This is a genomic window from Streptosporangium sp. NPDC004379, from assembly GCF_042873875.1.
GTDB lineage: Bacteria > Actinomycetota > Actinomycetes > Streptosporangiales > Streptosporangiaceae > Streptosporangium.
This window is the reverse complement of the sequence record NZ_JBIAMC010000008.1, coordinates 98,636-123,695: the sequence shown is the minus strand read 5'-3', so window position 1 is coordinate 123,695 and position 25,060 is coordinate 98,636. Positions and strand designations below refer to the sequence as shown.

20 protein-coding genes and 1 riboswitch are annotated in these 25,060 nt (G+C 70.7%); of the genes, 17 read left to right on the top strand and 3 right to left on the bottom strand.

What is annotated here, in order from left to right; all coding sequences use genetic code 11:
• The first annotated feature begins 160 nt into the window (after window positions 1–160).
• From ACFYSC_RS19180 to ACFYSC_RS19135, 10 genes are all read left to right on the top strand, one after another.
• On the top strand, window positions 161–1,894 hold the full coding sequence (locus ACFYSC_RS19180) for a carbohydrate-binding module family 20 domain-containing protein (protein ID WP_389963045.1): 1,734 nt from the start codon (window positions 161–163) through the stop codon (window positions 1,892–1,894).
• Window positions 1,895–1,986: 92 nt separating this feature from the next.
• Window positions 1,987–4,968, top strand: a complete 2,982-nt coding sequence (locus ACFYSC_RS19175) for a carbohydrate binding domain-containing protein (protein ID WP_389963042.1) — start codon at window positions 1,987–1,989, stop codon at window positions 4,966–4,968.
• Window positions 4,969–5,340: 372 nt separating this feature from the next.
• Window positions 5,341–6,039 (top strand): phosphoribosyltransferase, encoded by a 699-nt coding sequence (locus ACFYSC_RS19170; RefSeq protein ID WP_389963039.1) that lies wholly within the window; start codon window positions 5,341–5,343, stop codon window positions 6,037–6,039.
• 76 nt (window positions 6,040–6,115) lie between these two features.
• Window positions 6,116–6,790 carry a dienelactone hydrolase family protein gene (locus ACFYSC_RS19165; RefSeq protein ID WP_389963037.1) on the top strand — a complete coding sequence of 225 codons (675 nt, stop codon included), beginning with the start codon at window positions 6,116–6,118 and terminating at the stop codon, window positions 6,788–6,790.
• 163 nt (window positions 6,791–6,953) lie between these two features.
• The gene (locus ACFYSC_RS19160) at window positions 6,954–7,139 is read left to right on the top strand and encodes a CsbD family protein (RefSeq protein ID WP_389963035.1); all 186 of its coding nucleotides are present in this window, start codon (window positions 6,954–6,956) and stop codon (window positions 7,137–7,139) included.
• A 228-nt stretch (window positions 7,140–7,367) separates the two neighbouring features.
• Window positions 7,368–9,467, top strand: a complete 2,100-nt coding sequence (locus ACFYSC_RS19155) for an N-acetylneuraminate synthase family protein (protein ID WP_389963574.1) — start codon at window positions 7,368–7,370, stop codon at window positions 9,465–9,467.
• Window positions 9,468–9,770: 303 nt separating this feature from the next.
• The gene (locus ACFYSC_RS19150) at window positions 9,771–10,697 is read left to right on the top strand and encodes a glycosyltransferase family 2 protein (protein WP_389963571.1); all 927 of its coding nucleotides are present in this window, start codon (window positions 9,771–9,773) and stop codon (window positions 10,695–10,697) included.
• Window positions 10,694–12,007, top strand: coding sequence for a polysialyltransferase family glycosyltransferase (locus ACFYSC_RS19145; protein ID WP_389963032.1), 1,314 nt, complete (start codon window positions 10,694–10,696; stop codon window positions 12,005–12,007). The genes ACFYSC_RS19150 and ACFYSC_RS19145 overlap by 4 nt, the downstream gene beginning before the upstream one ends.
• Before the next feature lie 107 nt (window positions 12,008–12,114).
• A complete protein-coding gene (locus ACFYSC_RS19140) occupies window positions 12,115–12,948 on the top strand; it encodes a HAMP domain-containing protein (protein ID WP_389963029.1) in 834 nt (277 codons plus the stop codon).
• Window positions 12,846–13,475, top strand: coding sequence for a sensor histidine kinase (locus ACFYSC_RS19135; RefSeq protein ID WP_389963568.1), 630 nt, complete (start codon window positions 12,846–12,848; stop codon window positions 13,473–13,475). Before ACFYSC_RS19140 ends, ACFYSC_RS19135 begins: the two co-directional genes overlap by 103 nt.
• A 207-nt stretch (window positions 13,476–13,682) precedes the next feature.
• Here ACFYSC_RS19135 and ACFYSC_RS19130 read toward each other — a convergent pair whose 3' ends face one another.
• Complete coding sequence (locus tag ACFYSC_RS19130) at window positions 13,683–14,867, bottom strand: DUF6716 putative glycosyltransferase (protein ID WP_389963025.1); 1,185 nt, start codon at window positions 14,865–14,867, stop codon at window positions 13,683–13,685.
• Window positions 14,868–14,878: 11 nt separating this feature from the next.
• Window positions 14,879–15,916 (bottom strand): hypothetical protein, encoded by a 1,038-nt coding sequence (locus tag ACFYSC_RS19125; RefSeq protein ID WP_389963022.1) that lies wholly within the window; start codon window positions 15,914–15,916, stop codon window positions 14,879–14,881.
• A gap of 450 nt (window positions 15,917–16,366) precedes the next feature.
• Window positions 16,367–16,504, top strand: a riboswitch (cyclic di-AMP (ydaO/yuaA leader).
• 18 nt (window positions 16,505–16,522) lie between these two features.
• Between ACFYSC_RS19125 and ACFYSC_RS19120 the strand changes: the two genes are divergently transcribed.
• The 6 genes from ACFYSC_RS19120 (at window position 16,523) to ACFYSC_RS19095 (ending at window position 23,444) form a co-directional block, all read left to right on the top strand.
• The gene (locus tag ACFYSC_RS19120; protein ID WP_389963019.1) at window positions 16,523–17,209 is read left to right on the top strand and encodes a CHAP domain-containing protein; all 687 of its coding nucleotides are present in this window, start codon (window positions 16,523–16,525) and stop codon (window positions 17,207–17,209) included.
• A 490-nt stretch (window positions 17,210–17,699) separates the two neighbouring features.
• Entirely contained in the window at window positions 17,700–19,046 is a 1,347-nt protein-coding gene (locus tag ACFYSC_RS19115; RefSeq protein WP_389963016.1) for an ABC transporter substrate-binding protein, read from the top strand.
• An 80-nt stretch (window positions 19,047–19,126) separates the two neighbouring features.
• Window positions 19,127–20,104 (top strand): carbohydrate ABC transporter permease, encoded by a 978-nt coding sequence (locus ACFYSC_RS19110; protein WP_389963013.1) that lies wholly within the window; start codon window positions 19,127–19,129, stop codon window positions 20,102–20,104.
• On the top strand, window positions 20,101–20,982 hold the full coding sequence (locus tag ACFYSC_RS19105) for a carbohydrate ABC transporter permease (protein ID WP_389963010.1): 882 nt from the start codon (window positions 20,101–20,103) through the stop codon (window positions 20,980–20,982). The genes ACFYSC_RS19110 and ACFYSC_RS19105 overlap by 4 nt, the downstream gene beginning before the upstream one ends.
• Entirely contained in the window at window positions 20,979–22,403 is a 1,425-nt protein-coding gene (locus ACFYSC_RS19100; protein WP_362944278.1) for a GH1 family beta-glucosidase, read from the top strand. Before ACFYSC_RS19105 ends, ACFYSC_RS19100 begins: the two co-directional genes overlap by 4 nt.
• Window positions 22,404–22,436: 33 nt before the next feature.
• Window positions 22,437–23,444 carry a LacI family DNA-binding transcriptional regulator gene (locus ACFYSC_RS19095; protein WP_389963565.1) on the top strand — a complete coding sequence of 336 codons (1,008 nt, stop codon included), beginning with the start codon at window positions 22,437–22,439 and terminating at the stop codon, window positions 23,442–23,444.
• 176 nt (window positions 23,445–23,620) lie between these two features.
• On the opposite strand, the gene ACFYSC_RS19090 is transcribed toward ACFYSC_RS19095, so the two are convergent.
• Window positions 23,621–24,313, bottom strand: a complete 693-nt coding sequence (locus ACFYSC_RS19090; RefSeq protein ID WP_389963007.1) for a hypothetical protein — start codon at window positions 24,311–24,313, stop codon at window positions 23,621–23,623.
• A gap of 22 nt (window positions 24,314–24,335) precedes the next feature.
• Here ACFYSC_RS19090 and ACFYSC_RS19085 point away from each other — a divergent pair, with 22 nt between their 5' ends.
• Window positions 24,336–24,839, top strand: coding sequence for an RNA-guided endonuclease InsQ/TnpB family protein (locus ACFYSC_RS19085; RefSeq protein WP_389963004.1), 504 nt, complete (start codon window positions 24,336–24,338; stop codon window positions 24,837–24,839).
• Window positions 24,840–25,060: the final 221 nt, after the last annotated feature.

Below are 25,060 nucleotides of genomic sequence, written 5' to 3'. Positions count from 1 at the left end.
CGACCCCGCGCCGCCCCACCCGGTCCTCCCGCGGACGAGGTCCGCGGGAGGACCACCGTAAGGCCCCGGGGCCCCATGGCCCCGGGGAGGGAAGACCCGGGCCGGGTGCTGCAACACCCGGCCCGGCGAAGGGAATCCGTCCATCCGTCTGGAGGCCCCCGTGAGATCCTACAAAGCCGTCCTGACCGTGGCGGCGACCGTCCTGGCGAGCGCCGCCGTCGCGCTCCCCGTCACGACCGCCACCCCCGCCGCCGCCGCGCCGCCCACCCCCGGCCCGATCGCCAACCTGTGGAACTGGAACTGGAACTCGGTCGCCAGGGAGTGCACCGGCGTCCTCGGCCCCGCCGGGTACGCCGCCGTCCAGGTCTCCCCGCCGAACGACTCGATGAGCAAGGGCGGCTCGGTCTGGTGGGACGTCTACCAGCCCGCCCGCTACACCCTCACCAGCAAGTTCGGCGACGAGAACGCGTTCCGGAACATGGTCGGCGCCTGCCACTCCGCGGGCGTCAAGGTGCACGCCGACGTGGTGATCAACCACATGACCGGGCAGGGCAGCGGCAGCTACGGCGGCTACTCCTTCGGCAAGTACGGCTATCCCGGGCTGTACTCCTCCGCCGACTTCCACTCCCCCGCCTGCACGATCAACGACTCCGACTACGCGAACGACGCCTGGCGGGTGCAGAACTGCGAGCTGGTCGGCCTGGCCGACCTCAACACCGGCTCCGACTACGTCCGCGGCCAGATCGCCGGCTACCTCAACCGGCTCACCTCCCTCGGCGTGGACGGCTTCCGGGTGGACGCCGCCAAGCACATCTCCCCCTCCGACCTGTCGGCGATCAAGGGGCGGCTGAGCGGCTCGCCGTACCTGCACCAGGAGGTCATCGAGGGCCCGAACGAGGCCGTCAGGCCGAGCCAGTACACCGGCGTCGGCGACGTGCACGAGTTCGTCTACGGCCGCAAGCTCAAGGAGCAGTTCACCGGCCAGATCAAGTGGCTTTCGACCTTCGGGCAGAGCTGGGGCCTGTCGGTGCCGAGCGACAAGGCCGTGGTCTTCGTCGACAACCACGACACCGAGCGCAACGGCTCCACCCTCAACTACAAGTACGGCGACGCCTACCGGCTGGCGAACGTCTTCATGCTGGCCTGGCCGTACGGCACGCCCGCCGTCTACTCCGGCTTCACCTGGGGCGACAAGGAGGCCGGTCCCCCGTCGGCGAACGGCGGGTTCGTCACCGACACCGACTGCGGGAACGGCCGGTGGACCTGCTTCCACCGGCAGATGAGCGGCATGGCCGCCTTCAACCGGGCCGTCGCGGGCACCGCGGTCGCCAACTGGTACGACAACGGTAACAACGTGATCGCCTTCAGCCGGGGCGACCGGGGCTGGGTCGCGATCAACAACGAGGGCGGCTCCGTCACCCGGACCTTCACCACCGGCCTGCCCGCCGGCACCTACGCCAACGACGCCGGGAGCGGCACGGTGACGGTCGGCGCGGGCGGCACCGCGTCGGTGACCGTCCCGGCGAAGGGCGCGGTCGCCGTCCACGTCGGCGGCCCCCGGCCCACCTCCTCTCCCACACCCACCTCCACCCCCACCCAGGACACGGTCGCCACCACCTTCGCGGTGAACGCCACGACCTACTGGGGGCAGAACGTCTTCGTCGTGGGCGACGTGCCCGAGCTCGGCAGCTGGAACCCGGCGAACGCGGTGGCGCTGTCGTCGGCGGCCTACCCCGTCTGGCGGGGCGCGGCCGGCCTGCCCGCCGGGCGGACGATCTCCTACAAGTACATCAAGAAGAACCCCGACGGCTCGGTGACCTGGGAGAGCGACCCCAACCGCTCGTTCACCACGCCCTCCGGCGGCACCGCGACGCGCAACGACACCTGGCGCTGACCACCCCCGGGTAACAGCTCGACGATCCACCGCCCCGGGCGCCCACCGCGCCCGGGGCCCTCATCAGCGACCCGCGCGGAGGACGAACGACCATGCGCTCATCCCCCTCACCCGCCCTCCTGCTGCTCACCGCCACGGCCCTCGCCCTGGCCGGCGCCGCCGTCCCGTCGACGGCGGCTGCCGCGAACAGCGTCACCGTCTACTACGCCACCGGCTGGCCGGCGGCCAACATCCACTACGCCCCCACCGGCGGCTCCTGGACGTCCGTCCCCGGCGTCGCCATGAACGAGACCGCCTGCGCCGGCTGGAAGAAGAGGACCATCGACCTCGGCTCGGCCACCGGCCTCAAGGCCGCCTTCAACAACGGCTCCGGCGCCTGGGACAACAACGGCGGCGCCGACTACACCATCGGCGCCGGCACGGTGAAGGTCTCCGGCGGCCAGGTCACCTCAGGCGACCCGTGCTCCGGCGAGAACGGCCCCGGCGGCAAGGCCGAGGTCTTCTACCACAGGAAGACCAAGGGGTGGCCGACGGTCAACGTCCACTACCAGCCCACCGGCGGCTCCTGGACGTCCGTCCCCGGCGTCGCCATGAACGAGACCGCCTGCGCCGACTGGGCGAAGAGGACCATCGACCTCGGCTCGGCCACCGGCCTCAAGGCCGCCTTCAACAACGGCTCCGGCGCCTGGGACAACAACGGCGGCGCCGACTACGCCCTCGGTTCGGGCCGCACCACCGTCAAAGACGGCGTGGTGACCGCGAACGCCGCCGATCCGTGCACGCCCGCGCCCGAGGACGAGACCCCGCCCGGCGCGCCCACCGGCCTGACCGCCACCGCGCAGGACACCACCATCAAGCTGAGCTGGAACGAGGCCACCGACGACGTGGGCGTCACCGGCTATGAGATCACCCGCGTCAAGGACTCCGGCGCCCCGGTGACCCTGACCACCGCCACCAACACCGTCTACACCGACGCCCGCCTGGACCCGCGGACCACCTACACCTACACGGTCAGGGCCCTGGACGCGGCCGGCAACAGATCGGAGGCGAGCCCCGCGGCCTCGGCGAAGACCGGCGACGAGCCGGCCACCCCCGTCAAGGGCTCCCCGCTGGGCGGCGACCCGCGTGAGGACAGCATCTACTTCGTGATGACCGCCCGGTTCAACGACGGCGAACCCGCCAACAACCGCGGCGGCAGCCAGCACGTGAAGTCGGGCAACGCCGCCGCCGGCGACCCGATGTTCCGCGGCGACTTCAAGGGCCTGATCGACAAGCTGGACTACATCAAGGGCCTGGGCTTCTCCGCGATCTGGATCACCCCGGTCGTGCTGAACCGCTCCGACTACGACTTCCACGGCTACCACGGCTGGGACTTCTACCGGGTCGACACCCGGCTGGAGACCCCCGGCGCGACCTACCGGGATCTGATCGACAGGGCGCACGCCAAGGGCATCAAGATCTTCCAGGACGTCGTCTACAACCACAGCTCCCGCTGGGGCGCCAAGGGCCTGTACGTGCCCGCGGTGTGGGGCTCGCGCGACGGCGAGTGGAAGTGGCTGTACAGCAGGAAGGAACCCGGCAGGGAGTACGACCCGATGGAGGAGCAGCGGGGCGACGACCCCGAGCTGACCACCGCGCAGAACGAGATGGCCAAGGGCCGCCCCTACAACGGCGATCTGTGGTCGGCCACGGCCCCGGCCGGGAACACCTGCCGGGACTACGGCACACCCACCTCCTACCGGAGCCCCGAGGGCTTCACCATCCGCAACTGCCAGTGGCCCAGCCCGACCTCCGGCATGTTCCCCGCGCAGTACTACCACCAGTGCTGGCTCGGCAACTGGGAGGGCGCCGACTCCAAGAGCTGCTGGCTGCACGACGACCTGGCCGACCTCAACACCGAGAACAAGGCCGTCCAGGACTACCTGATCGGCGCCTACAACTCCTACATCGACATGGGCGTGGACGGTTTCCGCGTCGACACCGCCGTGCACGTCTCCCGGCTGACGTGGAACCGGCGCTTCCTGCCCGCCATCCGGCAGCACGCCACCGCCGTGCACGGCGAGAAGGGCAAGGACTTCTACGTCTTCGGCGAGGTCGGCGCGTTCGTCCACGACAAGTGGAACCGCGGCTCAGTCAACCACTCCGCGCAGTTCTACACCTGGAAGGAACGTAAGGAGTTCGACCCCGACGACGCCAAGGCGGTCGTCGAGCAGTACGACTACGAGAACCTCATGGGCACCGCCAACCAGCCCACCAGTGACAACGCATTCCTGCGCGGCAACGACTACCACGCCCCCGACCACTCGAAGTTCTCCGGCATGAACGTCATCGACATGCGCATGCACATGAACTTCGGCGAGGCGTCCAACGCCTTCACCGCCGGCAAGGACTCCGACGACAGCTACAACGACGCCACCTACAACACCGTCTACGTCGACTCCCACGACTACGGTCCCAACAAGTCGAACGAGCGCTACGCCGGCGGGACCGACGCGTGGGCGGAGAACATGTCGCTGATGTGGACCTTCCGCGGCATCCCGACGCTCTACTACGGCTCGGAGATCGAGTTCCAGAAGGGGAAGAAGATCGACTGCGGGCCGACCTGCCCGCTGTCCACCACCGGCCGCGCCTACTACGGCGACCACCTGGCCGGGTCGGTCACCGCCGCGGACTTCGGCGTCGTCTCCTCGGCGACCGGCGCGGTCGCGCAGACCCTGGACAAGCCGCTGGTCAAGCATCTGCAGCGGCTCAACCGGATCCGCCGGGCGATCCCGGCGCTGCAGAAGGGCCAGTACTCCACCGAGGGCGTCAGCGGTCAGATGGCCTACAAGCGCCGCTACACCTCCGGCGCGGTGGACAGCTACGCGCTGATCACCGTGACCGGGGGCGCCACCTTCACCGGTGTCCTGAACGGCACGTACGTGGACGCGGTCACCGGCGACCGCAGGACCGTCACCGGCGGCACCCTCACCGTCGCCGCCCCCGGCAAGGGCAACGCCCGCGTCTACGTGCTCGACCTGCCGGGCAACCCGGCCCCGGGCAAGGTCGGCGACGCCGGGCCGTACCTGAAGTAGGGCCGGTTCAGCCGCCCGGCGGGCCGTACGGCCCGCCGGGCGGTGTCCGTCTCCCGGTGTCTCCCCGGGAGCCCGCGTCAGGTCAGGTGCCAGACGTGGAAGGCCGGGCCGTCGGCGGGCAGGGTGACGACGGCGTCGTCCCGGAGAGCGGCTCGGCCCCTCCGTACACGGGAACGGCCGAGCGGGCGGCGAGCGGGAGTCGGACCGGGCGGGCACGGGATGCGCGGGCCCGGCCGCGGGCGTCCCGCAAAGACCGTGACCCGGACAGGTAAAACCCGTGCCACATTCACCGCGCCTGGAAAGTCGATTGCCCCGTTTTGGGGATATTCACTGGAGGGCAGGGCGCACCTACGGCGAGCGGGGGTGGGAGCCGTGTCGGATGACCTGTTCACCATGCCGGACGACATGGACGGCACGTTCGAGGACCGGCGGGACGCAGGGCGGGTCCTCGCGCGCCTCCTGGAGCGCTACCGCGGCAGACCCGACGTCGTCGTGCTGGGACTGCCGCGCGGCGGCGTCCCGGTGGCGTACGAGGTCGCCACGGCCCTCGGAGCCCCGCTGGACGTCTTCCTGGTGCGCAAGCTGGGCGTCCCGGGCCGCGAGGAGCTCGCCATGGGCGCCATCGCCAGCGGCGGCGTCATCGTGCTCAACGAGGACATCGTCGGACGGCTCGGGATCTCGCAGTGGGCCATCCGCGCGGCGGCCGCCCGGGAGGGCCAGGAACTGGTCCGGCGGGAGGACGCCTACCGGCAGGGGCGGCCCGCGCTGGACCTCGACGGCAGAACCGTCATCGTCGTGGACGACGGCCTGGCCACGGGGGCGAGCATGCGCGCCGCCCTCCAGGCGCTCCGCCGCCACCGGCCGGCCCGGACCGTCGTCGCCGTGCCGACCGCGCCCGACTCCGTCCACCGTGACTTCGCCCACCTGGCCGACGAGTTGGTGTGCGCCGTCACGCCCCCCTACTTCACCGCCGTCGGGCAGTCGTACCGGGACTTCACCCAGACGACGGACGGGGAGGTGCGGAGCCTCCTGCGCTCGGCGACGCGGTCCCGGCCGGCGACGACCGGCTAGGTCCCGCCACGGGACCGGCAGCCGGTGGAAGCCGGCGGGCGCCTCACGGGAGGGGGTACATGTGAACGCCGTCCGGATGAACCTTGAACGCCTGGAGATCCCGGCCGCCGACGTCGTCCTGGAGGCCGACGTCGCGGTGCCGCATCCGGCGTACGGAATGGTGCTGTTCGCGCACGGCAGCGGCAGCAGCCGCCACAGCCCGCGCAACCGCCACGTGGCGGGCGAGCTGCAGAGAGCCGGGCTGGCGACGGTCCTCGCCGACCTCCTCACACCGCAGGAGGAGCGGATCGACCTGGTAACCGGTGAGTTCCGCTTCGACATCGGGCGGCTCGCCGTACGGCTGGCCGGGCTGACCGACTGGCTGGCCCGGCACAAGCCGACCGCCGGACTCGACGTCGGCCTCTTCGGCGCCAGCACGGGCGCGGCCGCCGCGCTCGTCGCCGCCGCGGCGCGGCCCGCGGTGAAGGCGATCGTCTCCCGCGGCGGGCGGCCGGATCTTGCCGGTGACGCGCTCCGGTCGGTCCACCAGCCCACCCTGCTCATCGTCGGGGAGCGCGACCCGATCGTCATCAGGCTCAACCAGGAGGCGATGGAGCTGCTGCCGGGAGAGACGGCCCTGGAGATCGTGCCGGGGGCCACGCACCTGTTCGAGGAGCCCGGCGCGCTGGAGCAGGTGGCCCGCCTGGCCCAGGAGTGGTTCCTGGGCCACCTGACGCGCGAGCGGCACCCGGAGGGCGGGGACGGCGACTGAGAGCACCGGGCCGGCATCGATACCAAGATCTGACAGCCTGCCGTAATTCATCACTCTAAGTAAGTGATTAGTCACTTAAAGTGATCGAAATGACGGTTGGTTCGTCGCTCCCGGGCTATGAGAGGAGGTGACGAATTGGTCGTTGACTACGGGGGGACCCACGATGACGAACTTCGACCAGATCAAGGGCAAGGCCAAGGAGAACGCCGGTGAGGCGGTGAACGACGACGAGATGGCCGCCCGGGGCCGCATGGAGCGCGCCAAGGGCAAGGGCAAGGAGGCCGCCGGCAAGGCCAAGGACAAGGCCAAGAAGGCCGCGGACGACACGCGCGGCAGGTTCGCCGAGTAGTCGGCCCTCCGGCGACCGCGGCTTTCCGGTCATGGCGCCGCGGGCGGCGATGGACGCCGCCCGCGGCGCTCGCACGTCACCGGGCCCCCGGAAAGTTAAGGCGGGTGACCCTGGGCGTTCAGCTCGGGCACCCCTGAACGGTCACCCTCGTGGCTAGGTTCGGCGAGTACCCCGGTTCGGGGGAGTTCGTCCGTGTCACGAGGAGTCACCTTGCGAGTCTTGGCCGTTGTGCCCGCCCGTGGCGGTTCCGTGGGCGTGCCGCTGAAGAACCTGGCCGCGGTGGGCGGCACCCCGCTGGTCGCCCGCGCGGTGCGGGCCTGCGTGCGGGCCGAGCTGGTCGACGAGGTCGTGGTCAGCACCGACCACGCCGAGATCGCCCGGGTGGCCCGCGAGGCCGGAGCTCAGGTGGTCGAGCGGCCGCAGGAGCTGAGCGGGGCCACCGCCTCCAGCGAGTCGGCGGTGCTGCACGCGCTCGACCGGCTCGGCGAGGACCCGGAGGTGGTCGTGCTGGTCCAGTGCACCAGCGCGTTCGTCGACCCGGCCGACCTCGACGCCGCCGTCACCAGGATCCTGGACGGCGGCGCGGACGTGGTCTTCTCCGGCCTGGAGACGCACGAGTTCCTGTGGGACGCCGCCGGCGCGGGCGTCAACCACGACCCGTCCTTCCGCCCGCGCCGCCAGGACCGCGAACCGCACTTCCGCGAGACCGGCGCGTTCTACGCGATGCGCGCCGACGGCCTGCGCGAGCACGGGCACCGCTTCTTCGGCAGGGTCGCCGTGCAGCCCGTACCGCCGCGGCACGCCGTCGAGGTCGACTCCCCCGAGGACCTGGAGATCGTCCGGGCGCTGGCGCCGTTCGTGGACCGGCCCGAGCCCATCGACGTGGACGCCGTGGTCACCGACTTCGACGGCGTGCACACCGACGACCGCGCCTACGTCGACCAGGACGGCCGTGAGATGGTCGCGGTCAGCCGCTCCGACGGCATGGGGGTGGCGCTGCTGCGCGGATCGGGCGTCAAACTGCTGATCATGTCCACCGAGCGGAACCCGGTGGTCGCCGCCCGCGCCCGCAAGCTCGACGTGCCCGTCCTCCAGGGGCTGACCGACAAGCGGACCGTGCTGCGCGACTGGCTGGCCATCGAGGGGCTCGACCCGGCCCGCGTCGCCTACGTCGGCAACGACGTCAACGACCTGGGCCCGATGAGCGAGGTCGGCTGGCCCGTCACCGTGCCCGACGCCCACCCCCGGGTCCGCGCCGCCGCCCGGGTGATGCTCACCAGGCCCGGCGGTGCGGGGGCCGTACGGGAACTGTGCGACCGGATCCTCGCCGCGCGCCCCGGAACCGGGACGGCGCCCGCCCCCGCGCCCGCCCCCGCGCCCGCGTCCATGCCCGCCTCCGCACCGGCCTCCGCGTCCGTGCCCGTCCCCCGCGCCGAGCCGAGGACGGCGCCGGCCGCCGGTCCGGTGCGGATCGGCGACACGCTGGTCGGCGCGGGCCTGCCGGTCTACGTGATCGGTGAGATCGGGATCAACCACAACGGCGACCTCGACATCGCGCGCAGGCTCATCGACGTGGCGGCCGACGCGGGTTGCCAGGCCGTCAAGTTCCAGAAGCGCACACCGGAGATCTGTGTGCCGCCGGAGCAGCGGGACCAGATCCGGCAGACGCCGTGGGGCGAGATGACCTACCTCGAGTACAAGATCAGGACCGAGTTCGGCCTGAAGGAGTACACCGCGATCGCCGAGCACTGCCGCGAGCGGGGCGTCCACTGGTTCGCCTCGCCGTGGGACGTGCCGTCGGTGGAGTTCCTGGAGTCCATGGACGTGGTCACGCACAAGGTCGCCTCGGCGAGCCTGACCGACCTGGAGCTGCTGCGCGCCCTCGCCGCCACCGGCAAGCCGGTCATCCTGTCCACGGGGATGTCCACGCTGGAGGAGATCGACCGGGCGGTGGAGGTCCTCGGCACCTCCAGGCTCGTGCTGATGCACGCCACGTCCACCTACCCCCTCCCCCCGGAGGAGGCCAACCTCCGCACGATCCAGACCCTCCGGGAGCGGTACGGCGTGCCGGTCGGCTACTCCGGCCACGAGCGCGGCCTGCAGATCTCACTCGCCGCGGTGACGCTGGGCGCGGTGGCCGTGGAGCGGCACATCACGCTCGACCGCACGATGTGGGGCTCCGACCACGCCGCCTCACTGGAACCCGCCGGGCTGGAGCACCTGGTCCGCGACATCCGCGTCATCGAGAGCGCACTGGGCGACGGCGTGAAGCGCGTCTTCCCCGGCGAAGAAGCCCCGAAGTCCCGCCTGCGGCGTGTCACTGTTTAGATGGCGGCAGTTCTCATGGCGACGCTGCGCGTCGCGGCTCGGGGGCTGGTAACCGGTGTCTTCCCTCGTCGTTCACTCGCTGCGCTCGCTCTCTCCTCAGTCCAGACACCGGCGCCCCCTCGCGGGTCCCGACACCGGCACCCCCTCGCGGGTCCCGACACCGGCGCCCCTGAGCGGGTCCGGAGACCGGGGTCCGTGGGCGGGTCCGGACGGCGGGGCCCTGGGCGGGTCCGGATTCCGGTGCTCCTTGTGGCGCGTCACCGTGTGTGAACAGGAAAGAGAACCTTGATCAGGTTGTCGGTTGTGGTGCCGGTGCGGGATGTCGAGCCGTACGTGGCCGACGCGCTGGCCTCCCTCGCCCGGAACGCGCGGCGGGACTTCGAGTTCATCGTGGTGGACGACGGTTCGGCGGACCGGACCGGGCAGATCATCGAGGACTTCCGCGATGACCTGCCCGGTCTGGTCGTGCTGCGCAACGAGACGCCCGTGGGGCTGGCCGACGCCCGCAACCAGGGGGTGTCGCTGGCCTCCGGCCGTTACCTGACGTTCATGGACGGTGACGACTGGCTCGCCCCCGGCTACCTGGCCGATCTGGTGGCGGCGATCGAGGGGCTCGGCTGCGACTTCGTCCGGGTGGACCACGTCCAGGCCGAGGGGCGCAGGAGGGTGGTCCACCGGGCCCCGCTGGCCGTCCGCGGGGTGGTGCTGAAGCCGCGCGAGCACATCCTGCCCCTGGCGTCGCGGACCATGGTGGACTACCCCTACGCCTGGGCGGGGATCTACCGCCGTGACCTGGGTGAGCTGCTGACCTTCCCCGGCCGTCTGCACACCGCCGAGGACCGGCCGTGGATCTGGCGGTTGCACCGGCGGGCGGCGTCCTTCGCGGTGGTGTCGCTGGCCGGGATCTTCTACCGCCGGATGGTGGCGGGCTCGCTGACCCAGGTCGGCGACGCCCGGCAGCTGCACTTCTTCGACGCCTTCGACCTGGTCTTCGCCGATCTGGAGAGGGACGCGGAGGAGGAGTTCGCCGCCAAGGCCGCCCGTACCTTCTGCGCGCTGCTGGTCCACCACCTGGAGCTGGGTGACCGCTTCTCCCCCGAGCTGCGCGCCCGCTTCGAGGCGCGCGGCGTCCAGGCCCTGCGACGGCTGCCCGCCGGTCTGCTGGCCGAGGCGGGAAGCCTGGGTCCCGAGCGCGACGCGGTACTGCGGAAGCTGCTGGAGGAACGATGACGCGGCTGTTCTACGCTTCGACGCTGTTCGGGGCGATGACGCTGGCGGCCGCGATCGACGACGGCCGTTTCGGGCCGCGCGAGGACCGGCGGATCCTGCTGGTCTCCGGCAACGCCGCCGTCCCGGAGGTCATCCCGCCGCTGGACGAGGCTTCCGGGTTCGCCCCGCTGCGCCCGTACTTCGACGAGATCCACTCGTGGAACGAGATCGTGGCCCCGATGCACCCGTCGGACTGGAAGGCGCGCGTCATCGAGGTGCCGATGCTGAGCCGTCTGCTGGCCGCGCGGCTCTCCCTCGGCGACGACCTGCGCGAGCTGGTCCTGGAGTCCGTCGCGGTGCCGCCCGCCCGGACCGTCGCCGCGCTGGTCAGGGACTGCCCGATCACCGTCTACTCCGACGGCCTGATGAGCTACGGCCCCACCCGCGACCCCCTGCCGCTGGAGATCTCCGGGCGGATCACCCGGCTGCTCCACCTCGACCTGGTGCCGGGCCTGACCCCGCTGCTGCTGTCGGAGTACGGCGTGCCCGCCGACGCCCTCCCGGACCGGGCGTTCCTGGACGTGGCGGAGTCGGTGACCTCGGCGGTGGACCCGGCGGCGCCCATGGGGGCGCGGGAGACACCCGGGGCCCCCGAGGACCGGGCGATGATCCTGGGACAGTACCTGTCGGCGCTCGACATCCTCACGGCCGCCGAGGAGGCGGAGCTGCACGCGGACATGCTGCGCGGCGTGGCCGCCCGGGGGTTCGAAACCGTCCTGTTCAAGCCCCATCCGGCCGCCGGGCGGCGGCACGCCCTCCGGCTGCGGGAGACGGCGGCGGAGCTGGGCGTCAGGCTGGAGATCGCCGCGGAGAGCGTCCCCGCCGAGTCGTACTTCGCGGCTCTGCGGCCCGGGCTGGTCGTCGGCTGCTTCTCCACCGCGCTGATCACGGCAAGGAACCATCATGGGCTGCCGGTGGCCGCGATGGGGGGCGAGCGGGTCCTGGAACGGCTCTCGCCCTATGAGAACAGCAACCGGATCCCGGTGACGATCACCGACGCCCTGCTGCCCCGGCTGGCGGCCGACGGGTCGGTGAGCGAGCCGCCGCCGGTGGACCTGCCCGCCCTGGTCCGCGCGGTCGGCTACTGCATGCGGGCCGAGGCCCATCCCGGTCTGCGTGAGGCCGCGTCCGCCTACCTGGACGCCCACGGCCCCGATCGTTACTTCAAGCGTCAGCGGCTGGCCGCCCTGGAACTGCTCACCACTCCGGATCGTACGGGGCCGGGGACGCTCGCCCGGCTCCGGCGGCGCCTGTCACGAACACCCTTGTAAAACCCCAAAATTTGCACATATATGCCTTCTGAGCTGGGATTATCCCCTCCAATCGTCTTGAATGCGGTGCAGGGTCTGCGACGGAAAGGGCGACGAGAGGTAAGAGCATGACGCTGCGGGCACGCAGCACTGCGATCACGGCGCTGTTGACCACCGTGATCGTCGTGCTGGGCTTGGTCGGCCTGCTCATCGTTCTCCGGCAGATGGAGACCGTTGAGGTGCGCGGCCACGCCGCGTCGCTGGCCCGACAGAACGCGATGGCCATTCGGGAGGGTAGGGCGCCCAGCCTGGCGATCGCCGACGACGGGACGGTCATCCAGCTGGTGAGAGGCGGGCGGGTGATCTCCTCCGCACCGGAGTCGGCCGCCGGTCGGCCTCTCACCACGACCCGTCCGGACCCGGGTGATCCGCGCTGGGACGGGACCGTCACCTGGAACAAGCACCGGATGATCATCGTGGGTTCCTCGGTCCCCGGCGGGGCGGTCTACGTCGCGCAGCCGGAACCCGGCCTGTTCTTCGACCCTCCGCGGGTGGCGCTGCTCGGCGTCGCCGGGCTGGCCTGCGTGGGTCTGGTCGCCCTCGCCACCTGGGTGACCACGTCCCAGGCGCTCACCCCGGTACAGCGCATCTGCGCGGAGCTGTGCGACATCACCGCCACCGACCTGAGCCGGCGGGTGCCGGAACCGCGGGGCCCGGAGGAGATCCGGAGGCTGGCGCGGGCCATCAACGACACGCTGGCACGGCTGGAGGAAGCCGTCGGCCGGCAACAGCGGTTCGCCGCCGACGCCTCCCACGCGAGCTTCGCAGCCCGGTCACGGCCCTGCGGACCCAGCTCGACCTGGCGCTGTCCGATCCCGAACCGGACACCGACGCGACGTTCGAGGGGCTGGACCATTCGATCGACCGGCTCCAGCTGCTGGTGGACGACCTGCTGGCGGTGATCCGGCTGGACGCCGCCGCCCCGCACAACCGTGAGCGGATCGACCTGGGCGAGCTGGTCCGCGCCGAGCTGGACCGCCGCCCCGACGAGATCAGTCGTGACCTGACGGCGGGCGCGCTGGTCGAAGGCGATCCGCTGCAACTGGCCAGGGTGCTGACCAACCTGGTGGACAACGCGCTACGGCACGCCGAACACGAGGTGCAGGTGAAGGTCCGCCCCGACTCCGGGTCGGGACACGCGGTGCTTGAGGTCATCGACGACGGCGGCGGCATCCCGGAGGCCGACCGGGAACGGGTGTTCCAGCGGTTCGTCCGGCTGAAGGAGGGCCGCGAATGCGACGTGAGCGGCAGCGGGCTGGGCCTGCCGATCGCCCGGGAGATCGCCGAGGGCCACGGCGGCACCCTGAGCGTCGCCGACTGCGACCACGGCGCCCGCTTCGTCCTACGCCTCCCCCTCTTGGCCCTGGGAGAAGACCCCGCCCTCAACTCCTCCGAGTCCCCAAAGCCCCAACACGAAGTGTCGCAATAAGCCCGCTCGGGAACGCCGGTGTCCGGGCCCGCCCAGAGACCTTGATGTCCCCCGCCTAGGAACGCCGGTGCCCGGACCCGCTCGGGGGCGCCGGTGTCTGGACTGAGGAGAGAGCGAGCGCAGCGAGTGAACGACGAGGGAAGACACCGGTTACCAGCCCCCGAGCCGCGACGCGCAGCGTCGCCATGAGAACCGCAAGACACCGGATCAAGAGCCCCGAGCCGCGACGCGCAGCGTCGCCATAAAACGGCGGCCGGCGCGCAGCACCCTGGGCGGGACCTCGACGCGCAACCGGGCGCGGCGGCGGGCGGCGGCGTACGCCGGCCCGTCGAGCAGGGAGCGGGCCGGGACCAGGCGTCCCGAGCGGGCCATGCCGACCAGGGTGACCAGGTGGGAGGTCCAGTCGTCCAGCCCGCCGGGGTGGAAGTAGTTGGCGTGGCACCACTCCCCGTCCGGGGCGAGGAAGCGCCCCGCGGCCAGGTCTTCGAGGGTGCCGAGCAGTCCGCTTCCCTCGAAGACGAGGTTGATCGTCTCGGCGCCGACCCCGAAGTCCGACAGCACCAGCAGGGGGACGGAGCAGGCGATCGCCTCCAGCGCGGCGGTCGAGCTGACCGTGACGAACCCCGCCGCGCGGGCGAGGTGGTCGCGCATCGGGCCGGCCTCGAACCGCACCGCGCCGGCGGGGACCGCGTCCCGCCCGGCCAGTTCCTCCCACAGCCGCCGGTAGGGGTGCCGCTCGGCGTGGGTCTGCCGCTCGTCGTCGAGGGCGCGGAGCTTGACCACGACGTCCAGGTCCGGCCGCCGCCCGGCCAGCTCCGCCAGGGACAGCAGGATCCGTTCCCGGTCCTCTCTGCGCCTGGGCACCTTGGCCTGGGCGGCGAACACCACGCGGTCGCGCGGCCCGGCGGGGGGCGGGGCCTGCCCCGCGGGCAGGAACGGCAGCCGGGCCAGGCCGACCGCGCCGCCGCCGCCCAGTCTCCGGCCGAGTTCGGTGAACTCCGCCACCTCCCGGCCGCTGTGCAGGACGAACAGGTCGCAGCCGCTGCGGAACAGCCATGCCTTCTCGGTGGCGGGGACGGAGATGCCGGGCAGCCCGGAGACGAACACCGGCCTGGGCGAGAGGCCGGCGAGCACCTCGCCGACCAGCACGTCGACCACCGGGCCGGTGCAGGCGGCCAGCACCGCGTCGGGCCGCAGCCGTTCGGCCGCCCGGCGCAGCGCCCGCGCCGACAGCACGGGAGGGTCGGCGGCCACCCCGGTGACGGCCGCGCGGATCTGCGCCGGCGAGGGTGCGATGGGGGTACGGATCACCGCGAGCTCCGCCGTACAGCCGCCGGGAAGGCCCGCGAGCAGGTGGGCGGCCCACTTCAGATAGGAATCCGAGTCGGCCACGGCCAGGACCTTCACTTTTTGACTCCGGTGTCGTGAGGAGCGGACATCGACAGGTGTGAGCGGAGGGAGGGCGCCGCCAGGGCGGTCCACCAGTCGTCGGGGACGTCCACCGCCTCCACGGTGACGCCCCGGGGTGCCAGCAGGACACGTAGCGAGGTGACGGCGGTGGACGGCAGGCTGAGCACCCGCTGCCCGGCGTCCAGTCCCCGCAGGGTCATCTCGGCGGGGGCCCCGGCGTCGTAGACGGTGACGCCGGGCTGCGCGCCGATCCGTTCGAGGTCGCCGGGGTCCTCCCGGCGGTGCGGGAAATAGGCCATCGGCCCGGCCGCGCCCACCCCGGCGAGCCAGGTGAGGTAGCGGTCGCGGTGGATCAGGCCGTTGCGCACCAGTGAGGTGCCGAGGACGACCGTGGGCTCCTGCGGCCGGGGCCGGCGCAGTGGCTGCGCGCGCAGCCAGGTGAAGTCGTGGACGACCAGTTCGGCTCCCCTGCCGCGTACGGCGCGCGCCAGGTCGTCCGGGATGGGCATCGCGGTGAAGACCGTCAGCCGGCCCGACCGGGCGGCCGAGCGCAGTCGCAGACCGGCCGCCACGCCGAGGACGGAGCGCGACGGGCCCGCGGTGGCCCGGGCCCGTAGCAGCGGCCTGCCAGGGGGCCCGGCGAGCAGTTCCAGGAGCCTGATCGTGGCCAGCCCGTCGTCGACGACCACGATCCGTCCGGGGAGTGCGGTGAGCCAGCGGGCCTGGACCCGGCCGGAGAAGGCGTCGCCGATCACCCAGGTCATGCCCCGCCGGGGCCTGGGCGGCCCGGGGGCCGGGCCGGCCTGTTCCAGCCCCGGGGGAAGGACGAGGCGGGACAGTTCCCGGCGGGTGGCGGTCAGCGGGCGCGAGCCGGCACGGGGCACCACCCGGACGGGGGCGCCGAGCAGCCCGGCGTGGCAGGCCTCGACCACGCAGAGCAGTTGCAGGGGGGACTCCGCCCAGGCGATGGCCGAAGGCTGTTCCCGCGCGTGGTCCCGCCCCTCCTCCACGCCGGGCGATGACCCGTTCACGATCGCCTCACCGTAACCGTGACGCCTTACGCGGCCGGGAACCGCGGATGAACATCCGAGCACGCGCGCCCGGCGACGTGCCGCCCGGAAAGGCACTGAACAGGTAAAACGATCCCCCTTTAAAAAGATCTACGTTAGGGGGCGCTTCAGCCGGGAAGAATCGTCCGTCGCACCGGGGCGTCGCCGGTCCCGCGGTGCGGAAATCCCTGTGCCGCAAGGGTTTGCGGCTTTTGCGAAAGCCTTTGGCCCGAAGTCGCCGATCTTCGGACCGGGAAGTCGACGATCACCGATATTCGGCGTTTTCCCAAGTCAAGGCAATGCGGGAGCTTGCAATCGGCCTGGAGCAGCACGTACGTTCTACTCGTTCGCGATGAGGACCGAGGTCCACAGACCCATCTCTCGTCGACACATTGCCCGACCGCGCATCATCACGACGGATCACTCCGTCGATGGGCGCGGCCGCCGAATCCGCGGCTCTCGCGGAACCGGGGAACCACTTCATGGGGTGAATCAGCGCGTTCGCGCGCCGTAGGGCACTTCCCAGCCCGAACCCGTCAGCTAACCCGGTAGGCGGCATGGAAGCGACGCAAGGAGCCGAACTCTCCCATGGCCAAGAACCGCCTCACCCCCGGGAAGCACAGCCTGGTCCGCGCCCTCGTGGGCGCGTCCATCGTCCTCGCCGGCGGTGCCGTGACCACCGTTCCCGCCCTCGCCGACAACCACGCCTCCGGCCCGCAGGCCGGGTCGGTCACCGAGAACGCCGCGGCCTCGTCCGAGACCCAGGCCCAGAACCTGCCCAAGGTCAGCGCCCAGCAGGTCCTCGACATCGCCGCCCAGCAGATCGGCGTCTCGGAGAACGCCTACGGCGGCGGCACCAAGTTCCATGCCTGGTACCTCGCCAGCGAGCGCGCGAAGGAGACCGTCGCCCGCGACGGCGGCAGGATCCAGGACTACGCCAACGCCCCCTGGTGCGCGATGTTCGTCTCCTGGGTCGGCGAGCAGGCCGGCATCCGGCCCACCATGGGCTGGGACGCCTACACCGTCAGCTACGCCAAGTGGTTCGCCGACAACGGACGCTGGGGTCAGACCCCGAAGCCCGGCGCCGTGGTCTTCTTCGACTGGGGCGGCAGCAAGGACATCGACGCCATCGACCACGTGGGTCTCGTCAAGAAGGACAACGGCGACGGCACGATCACCACGATCGAGGGCAACACCGGCAACGGCAAGGTCGAGGAGCGTGTCCGGCCGGTCGCCCAGGTCGACGGCTACGGATACCCGGTCTACAACGGCTGACGGACGACTCCGGTCTTCCGTTCCCCTCTCCCCTTCCCCTCGTCCGCTCCCGTCCCTCCGGGAGCGGCGAGGACCGGCGGCGGAGACCGGCGGACTACGGCCGACGGACGGCGACCCGGCACGACCGGGTCGCCGTTTCGGCTTTCCGGCCGGGACCTTATCGCCGCGAGGAAGGTCCGGACGATCCCTGATGCACTGGATGATCCCGGTTGGTGAGCGTTCGCCGCGTCGTGTCATGTTGGGGTGGGAGCGCTCCCAAGCGCCCGATCGCACAGTTTGTCACCTTAACGACTGTTCGCCGAGCTGAAACACCCGCGATGTAACGGTTACGTTTCGGCATATTGACGCGCCGGTTGCCCATCGTCCAGTCTTCGTGGGAGCGCTCCCAAAAGCTGCCCGCGCGCAACCCATCGCCGATCGCGTTCGTCGGGGGCCGGTTCGCGATGTCACCTCCCAATCGATTCGGGCGACCACCTGAGAGGGGTCCGGAATGTTGAACACCAAGCGGCACGGCAAGCTCGCCGCCGTCGTGGTGATGACCGCCGCAGCACTGGCGGTCACCTCCTGTAGTTCGAGTGAGCCCGCCAAGAACACGGCCGCCTCGGGCGGCTCGGCCTCCGAGCCGGTGACCATCACCGTGCAGACCTTCGGCGGCGGCGCGAACTTCGGCTACAAGAAGGCCGTCGAGACCTGGAACGCGTCACACCCGAACATCCAGATCAAGCACGAGAACCCGACCGACCGGTTCGAGGACGTCTTCCTGCCCCAGCTCCTGCAGCGTCTGCAGGCCGGCAGCGGCGCGGCCGACGTGGTCGGCATCGACGAGGGCGCGATGGGCCTCATGAAGGCCCGCCCGCAGTTCTTCGTCGACCTCGCCGAATACGGCCTGGACAAGCGCAAGAGCGACTTCCCCGCCGCCAAGTGGGAGAACGGCATCAACAAGGACGGCAAGCTCTTCGCCCTCGGCACCGACATCGGCGGCATGGCGATGTGCTACCGCAAGGACCTGTTCGAGAAGGCCGGCCTCCCCGGTGAGCGCGACGAGGTCAGCAAGCTCTGGCCGGACTGGAACGCCTTCATGGAGGTCGGCAAGAAGTTCCAGGCCGCCAACACCGCCAAGGGCGACCCGAAGTTCCTCGACGGTCCCAACACCCTCTACAACGTGGTCCTGTCGCAGGAGGCGCCGAAGAACGGCAACGTCGCCTACTTCGACAAGAACAACCAGCTCATCCTGGAGTCGAACCCGGCCATCAAGACCGCGTTCGAGACGGTGAAGAGCTTCAGCCAGGCGGGCATGACCGCCAAGCTCGCCTCCTTCACCCCGCCGTGGAACGCCGCGCTGAAGAAGGGCGGCTTCGCCGTCATGGGCTGCCCGGCCTGGATGGTCGGTGTGATCAAGGACAACTCCGGCGAGGGCAACTCGGGCAAGTGGGACGTGGCCGGTGTTCCCGGCGGCGCCGGCAACTGGGGCGGCTCCTACCTGGCGATCACCAAGCAGAGCAAGCACCCCAAGGAGGCCGCCGAGGTCGTGAACTACCTCACCGGCAAGGAGGGCCACGTCATGGCCTTCCAGGAGGCCAATGCCTTCCCCAGCTCCATCACCGCCCAGGAGGACCCGGCGGTCAAGGACCTGAAGAGCGACTACTTCAACAACGCTCCCACCGGCCAGATCTTCGGCGACTCGGTCAAGGACCTGCAGCCGGTCTTCCTGGGTGAGAAGCACGCCCAGGTGAAGACCTCGGTGGAGAAGGTGCTGGAGGGCATGGACCAGGGCTCGGTGCCCTACGACCAGGCGTGGCAGAAGTTCGTCGAGGCCGGCGTCAAGGCCGCGGGCTGACCCCCGTCCCGATCGGCACGGCCCGGCGGCGGTGATCCCGCCGCCGGGCCGGTCGCCTGCCCACCGCTGAAAGGCTACCGATGACCCTGCACGTCGACACCCCGGCGCCGGCCCGGCCACGGTCCCCGCGCCGATCCCCCGGACACCGCGGCTCGGGACGCGGCGGAGGGCTCGCCAGGTTCGACCTCCGGGCGACCCCGTACTTCCTCGTCTCCCCGTACTTCCTGCTCTTCGCCGTCTTCGGCGTCTTCCCGCTCGGCTACACCCTCTGGGTCTCCCTCTACGACTGGGAACTCGCCGGTGACAAGTCGTTCGTCGGGTTCGAGAACTACATCTCCCTGATCACCGACGCGGCCTTCTGGAACGCGGTGGTCAACACCCTCGCGATGTTCGTCATCTCGACGGTTCCCCAGCTCGTCCTCGCGCTCATCCTCGCCAACGCGCTCAACAAGCGCATCCGGGGCCGGCTCTTCTTCCGCCTCGGCGTGCTGCTGCCGATGATCACCTCCGTCGTCGCCGTCGCCGTCGTCTTCACCCAGCTCTACGGGCGCGACTACGGAATGATCAACTGGTTCCTCGGCCTGTTCGGGGTCGACGCGATCAACTGGCAGAACGAGAGCTGGACGGCGTGGATCGCGATCTCCACGATGGTCGACTGGCGCTGGACCGGCTACAACGCGATCATCCTGCTCGCCGCGATGCAGACCATCCCCAAGGACCTCTACGAGGCCGCCGCCCTCGACGGCGCGTCGGCCCGCCGGCAGTTCTGGCAGATCACCATCCCGATGCTGCGCCCGACGATCATCTTCATCGTCTTCATCTCCACCATCGGCGGACTGACGCTCTTCACCGAGCCCGTCCTGTTCGACGGCAACCCCACCATGGCGGGCGGCGCCACCGGCCAGTACCAGACGGTGGCGATGTTCATCGTCAAGGAGGCGTTCCGCGACTTCGACTTCGGCTACGCGGCCGCCGCGGCGTGGCTGCTGTTCGCGCTGATCCTCATCGGCACCCTCATCAACTACTCCTTCACCCGCCGCATCGGGGGTAACAAATGACGGCGATCCACGCCCGGAGCCGCCCGGCGAGAACCGGGTCCGCGCCGAACAGCATCTGGGACGCGACCCCGCTGACGAAGGTCGTCCTGGCCCTCGCGCTCGTGGTGTCGGCCTTCCCGATCTACTACATGTTCATCATGGCGACGCGGACGAACGACGACGCCAGCGAGGTGCCCCCGCCGCTGCTGCCCAGCGGCCGCCTCGGTGAGAACGTCGAGCGGCTGCTGAACACCGAGGACGCCCACTTCCTCCTCGGTCTGACCAACTCGGCGATCATCGCGGTCACCGTGACCGTCTCGGTCGTGCTCATCTCCACCCTGGCCGGTTTCGCCTTCGCCAAGCTCCGCTTCAAGGGCGGCAAGATCCTGCTCGGCCTGATCCTGGTGACGATGATGGTGCCGCTCCAGCAGATGGGTGTGGTGCCGCTGTACCAGCTCATGGTCGACCTCGGCTGGACCGGCCAGATCAAGGCGGTGATCCTGCCGTTCCTCGTCAACGGCTTCGGCGTCTTCATGATGACCCAGTACACCCAGCAGGCGGTGCCCGACGAGCTCGTCGAGGCGGCCCGGGTCGACGGCGCCTCCACCATGCGGATCTACGCCAACGTCATCCTGCCCGCGCTGCGGCCCGGCATGGCGGTGCTCGCCCTCCTGGTCTTCATGCAGACCTGGAACGAGTTCATGTGGCCGCTGATCGTGCTGACCCCCGACAACCCGGTGGTGCAGACCTCGATCGCCGCGCTCAACCAGGCCCACGGCACCGACTACGTCATGCTCTTCACCGGCACGGCGGTCTCGGTCCTCCCCCTGTTCATCGTCTTCGTCGCGTTCGGTCGTCAGATCGTCGGCGGCCTCATGGAAGGTGCGGTCAAGGCGTGACCACGCAAGAGACACGGCTACAGGCCGCGGAACTGCTGTTCCCGACGGACTTCGTCTGGGGGGCGGCCACCTCCGCCTACCAGATCGAGGGGGCCCTCGAAGAGGACGGGCGCGGCCGGTCCATCTGGGACACCTTCATCCGCCAGCCCGGCCGGATCGTCAACGGCGAGAACGCCGACGTGGCGATCGACCACTACCACCGCTACCGCGACGACGTGCGGCTGATGGCCGACCTCGGCCTCGGCGCCTACCGCTTCTCCATCTCCTGGCCGCGGATCCAGCCCGACGGCTCCGGCCCGATCAACCCCAGGGGCCTCGACTTCTACAGCCGCCTGGTCGACGAGCTGCTGGAGCGGGGCGTGGACCCGTGGGTGACGCTCTACCACTGGGACCTGCCCCAGGCTCTGGAGGACGCGGGCGGCTGGCCGTCGCGGGAGACGTCGAAGCGCTTCGCCGACTACGCGGCGGCCGTGCACGACGCCCTCGGTGACCGGGTGCGCAACTGGAGCACGGTCAACGAGCCCTGGTGCGCGGCCTTCCTCGGCTACGCCTCCGGCGAGCACGCCCCGGGACGGCGCGAACCGGCCCAGGCGGTGCGGGCCGCCCACCACCTGCTGCTCGCGCACGGCCTGGCCACCCAGGCCATGCGGGCCCAGCGGTCCGACAGCAGGATCGGCGGCTGCGTCAACCTCTACGCGATCTCCCCGCAGACCGAGTCCGAGGCCGACCGGGACGCCGCCCGCCGCATCGACGGCCTGCAGAACCGCTTCTTCCTGGACGCGCTGCTCAAGGGCGCCTACCCCGAGGACGTGCTGATCGACCTCGACGGGATGGCGGACTTCACCGAGGACGGGGACATGGAGATCGTCTCCACCCCGATCGACATGCTGCTGGTCAACTACTACAGCCGCTTCACCGTCTCCGGCGTCCCCGGCGGCGCGGCGTCGGCGGCGGCGGCGCCGACCGACAGCGGCTCGCCCTGGGTCGGCAGCGAGGCCGTGTCGTTCGTCCAGGCGGGCCGGCCGGTCACCGCCATGGGCTGGGAGATCGACCACACCGGTCTGCAGGAGATCCTGCTGCGGCTGGCCCGGGAGTACCCGAGCGTGCCGCTGGTCATCTCCGAGAACGGCGCCGCCTTCGAGGACGTTGTGGGCGACGACGGCGTGGTCCACGACCGCGAGCGGGTGGACTACATCGAGTCGCACCTGCGCACCTGCCACGAGGCGATCGAGGCGGGGGTGCCGTTGAAGGGCTACTTCGCCTGGTCCCTGATGGACAACTTCGAGTGGGCGTGGGGATACGACAAGCGATTCGGCCTGGTCCGCGTCGACTATGCGACCCAGGAGCGTATTCCCAAGGAGAGTGCTCTCTGGTATGCCGGGACCATCAGGCGCGGAGGCCTGAACGGTCCGGCAGAATAAGGGGCCGGCGAATCATTCATGGGGGCAGGCAACATGAACGGCGACCGTCGTCCGACGCTTGAGGCGGTCGCGGCACTGGCCGGTGTCGGCCGCGGCACCGTGTCACGGGTCATCAACGGCTCACCCAAGGTGAGCGAGAAGGCTCGTGAGGCGGTGCAGCAGGCCATCGAGGAACTGGGGTACGTCCCCAACCGGGCGGCTCGCGCACTGGTCACCCGGCGCACCGACACGGTCGCGCTGGTGGTCTCGGAGTCGGAGTTCCGCGTCTTCGACGAACCCTACTTCGCCGGGACCATCCGCGGCATCGGCTCGGCGCTATCCGAGACCGGTCTGCAACTTATCCTCGCGATGGCGCAGTCGAAGCAGGAGCACGAGCGGCTGGAGCACTACCTCACCGGCCAGCACGTCGACGGGGTGTTGCTGATCTCGCTGCACGGCGCCGACCCGCTGCCCGAACGCCTGGAGGCGATGGGCGTGCCGACCGTCATCGGCGGCCGCCCCGTCGGCCTGACCCCGTACAGCTACGTCGACGTCGACAACCGGGCCGGAGCCCGGCAGGCGGTCAAGTACCTGCTGGGCAAGGGCCGTTCCAGGATCGCCACCATCGCCGGTCCGCAGGACATGGGTGTGGGCGTCGACCGGCTCGCCGGCTACCGCGACGCCCTGCTGGCCACCGGCCTGCCGGAGATCGTGGCCTACGGCGACTTCAGTGAGGAGAGCGGCATGGAGGCGACGATCCGCCTGCTGGCCGACCACCCCGATCTGGACGCCGTGTTCACCGCCTCCGACCCGATGGCCCTGGGGGCCATGCGGGTGCTGCGTGAGGAGGGCAGGGCGGTCCCGTCGGACGTGGCGGTGATCGGATTCGACGACTCCGCCGCCGGCGCGCACTCCTCCCCCACGCTCACCAGCGTCCACCAGCCGACGGAGGCGATGGGCCGGCAGATGGCCCACCTCCTCGTCGCCCGCATCAACGGCGAACGCCTGGAACAGCCCGTCGTGATACTGGACACCCACCTGGTCGAGCGCGACTCGGCCTGAGCGTCCCGGCGGGCCTTCCTCCTCTCGTCTCCTCTCGTCTCCTTTCGACGACGCGTCATCGTGGGCGGCGTCCCACGCGCAGAAGGTTTTCCACCGGACACGTCCGCCGGGCCCCCGGGCCCGGCGTCAACGCGTGGAGGTCTGATGACTCTGCGATTCAACCTGCTGGGCCGGCTTCAGCAAACCATTTGTGAGGGGCTCCGGTCCTTCAGGGCCGGGAGGAATCGCATACGTCGCCGCACGGGCCGGACCGAGCCGGTAAACTTCACAGCGTGAAGTTCGTCGTGCAGGTCCGGCTGTTCCCCACGCCCGCCCAGGAGGCGGCGCTGGCGGACACGCTGCGCCTGTGCAACGAAGCGGCCAACCTCGTCTCCCGCACCGCATGGCAGACCGAGGTGTTCGGCAACTACGACCTGCGCAAGCACACCTACGGCCGCCTCAAGGACATGGGCCTGTCGGCCCAGCCCGCCCAGCACGTCATCAAGAAGGTCGCCGACGCTTATGCGACGGTGAAGGCCCAGGTGAAAGCGAAGCTGCGCAAGCCCCTGGCCACGCCGGTCGCCTTCCGCCCCGACGCGGCGCAGCCGTTCGACGACCGGTGCCTGTCCTGGCAGGCCGAAGAGCGCACCGTGAGCATCTGGACCACCGGCGGCCGGATGAAGGGCGTGGCGTTCGGCTGCTCCGACGAACAGGCCCGCGCGCTGATCGCCTACCGCAGAGGCGAATCCGACCTCATCCACCGCGACGGCCTGTGGCTGCTGACGGCCACCTGCGACGTCCCCGACGTCGACGTCACCGAACCCGACGCCTTCCTCGGCGTCGACCTCGGCATCGCCAACATCGCCACCACCAGCGACGGCACCCGCCACTGCGGGAAAGCACCTGAACGCCGTGCGACACCGCAACCGGGAGCTGCGCCGCCGCCTGCAGGCCAGGCAGACCAAGTCCGCCAAGCGGCTGCTCAAGCGGCGCCGCCGCAAGGAGGCCCGCTTCGCCCGCGACGTCAACCACGTCATCTCCAAGACCATCGTGACCGAGGCGCAACGCACCGGGCAAGGGATCGCCCTGGAAGACCTCCAGGGCATCCGCGACCGGGTACGGCTCCGCAGGCCCCAGCGGGTCACGCTGCACTCCTGGAGCTTCCACCAGCTGGGAGGCTTCATCGCCTACAAAGCCGCCCGGAGCGGGGTCGCCGTGATGCACGTCGACCCCGTTTACACCTCCCAAGGGTGTTCGGTCTGCGGGCACACCGACCGGCGCAACCGGCCGGACCAGGAAACCTTCTCCTGCACGTCGTGCGGCTTCGCTGAGCACGCCGACGTCAACGCGGCCCGCAACATCGCCTCGCGCGGCGTTGCGGGCTGGGCCGCCGTCAGCCGGCCGCACGCGGCCTGAACCGTCGAACCCATCGACGGTGAGGAGCTGCAAGCTCGGTCCTTCAGGGCCGAGAAGCTGACATACGCCACTCCGGCCGCCCCGGCGGCCAGGACCGATCGGATACACGCGGGCGTGTATCCGTCCGGTGATCACCGGCCGTTGACCGCCGCCGCGGCTGTCCCTAACGTTGGACCGTCATGGGAGCGCTCCCATCCATGTTGCGACGGTCCCGGCGGTGG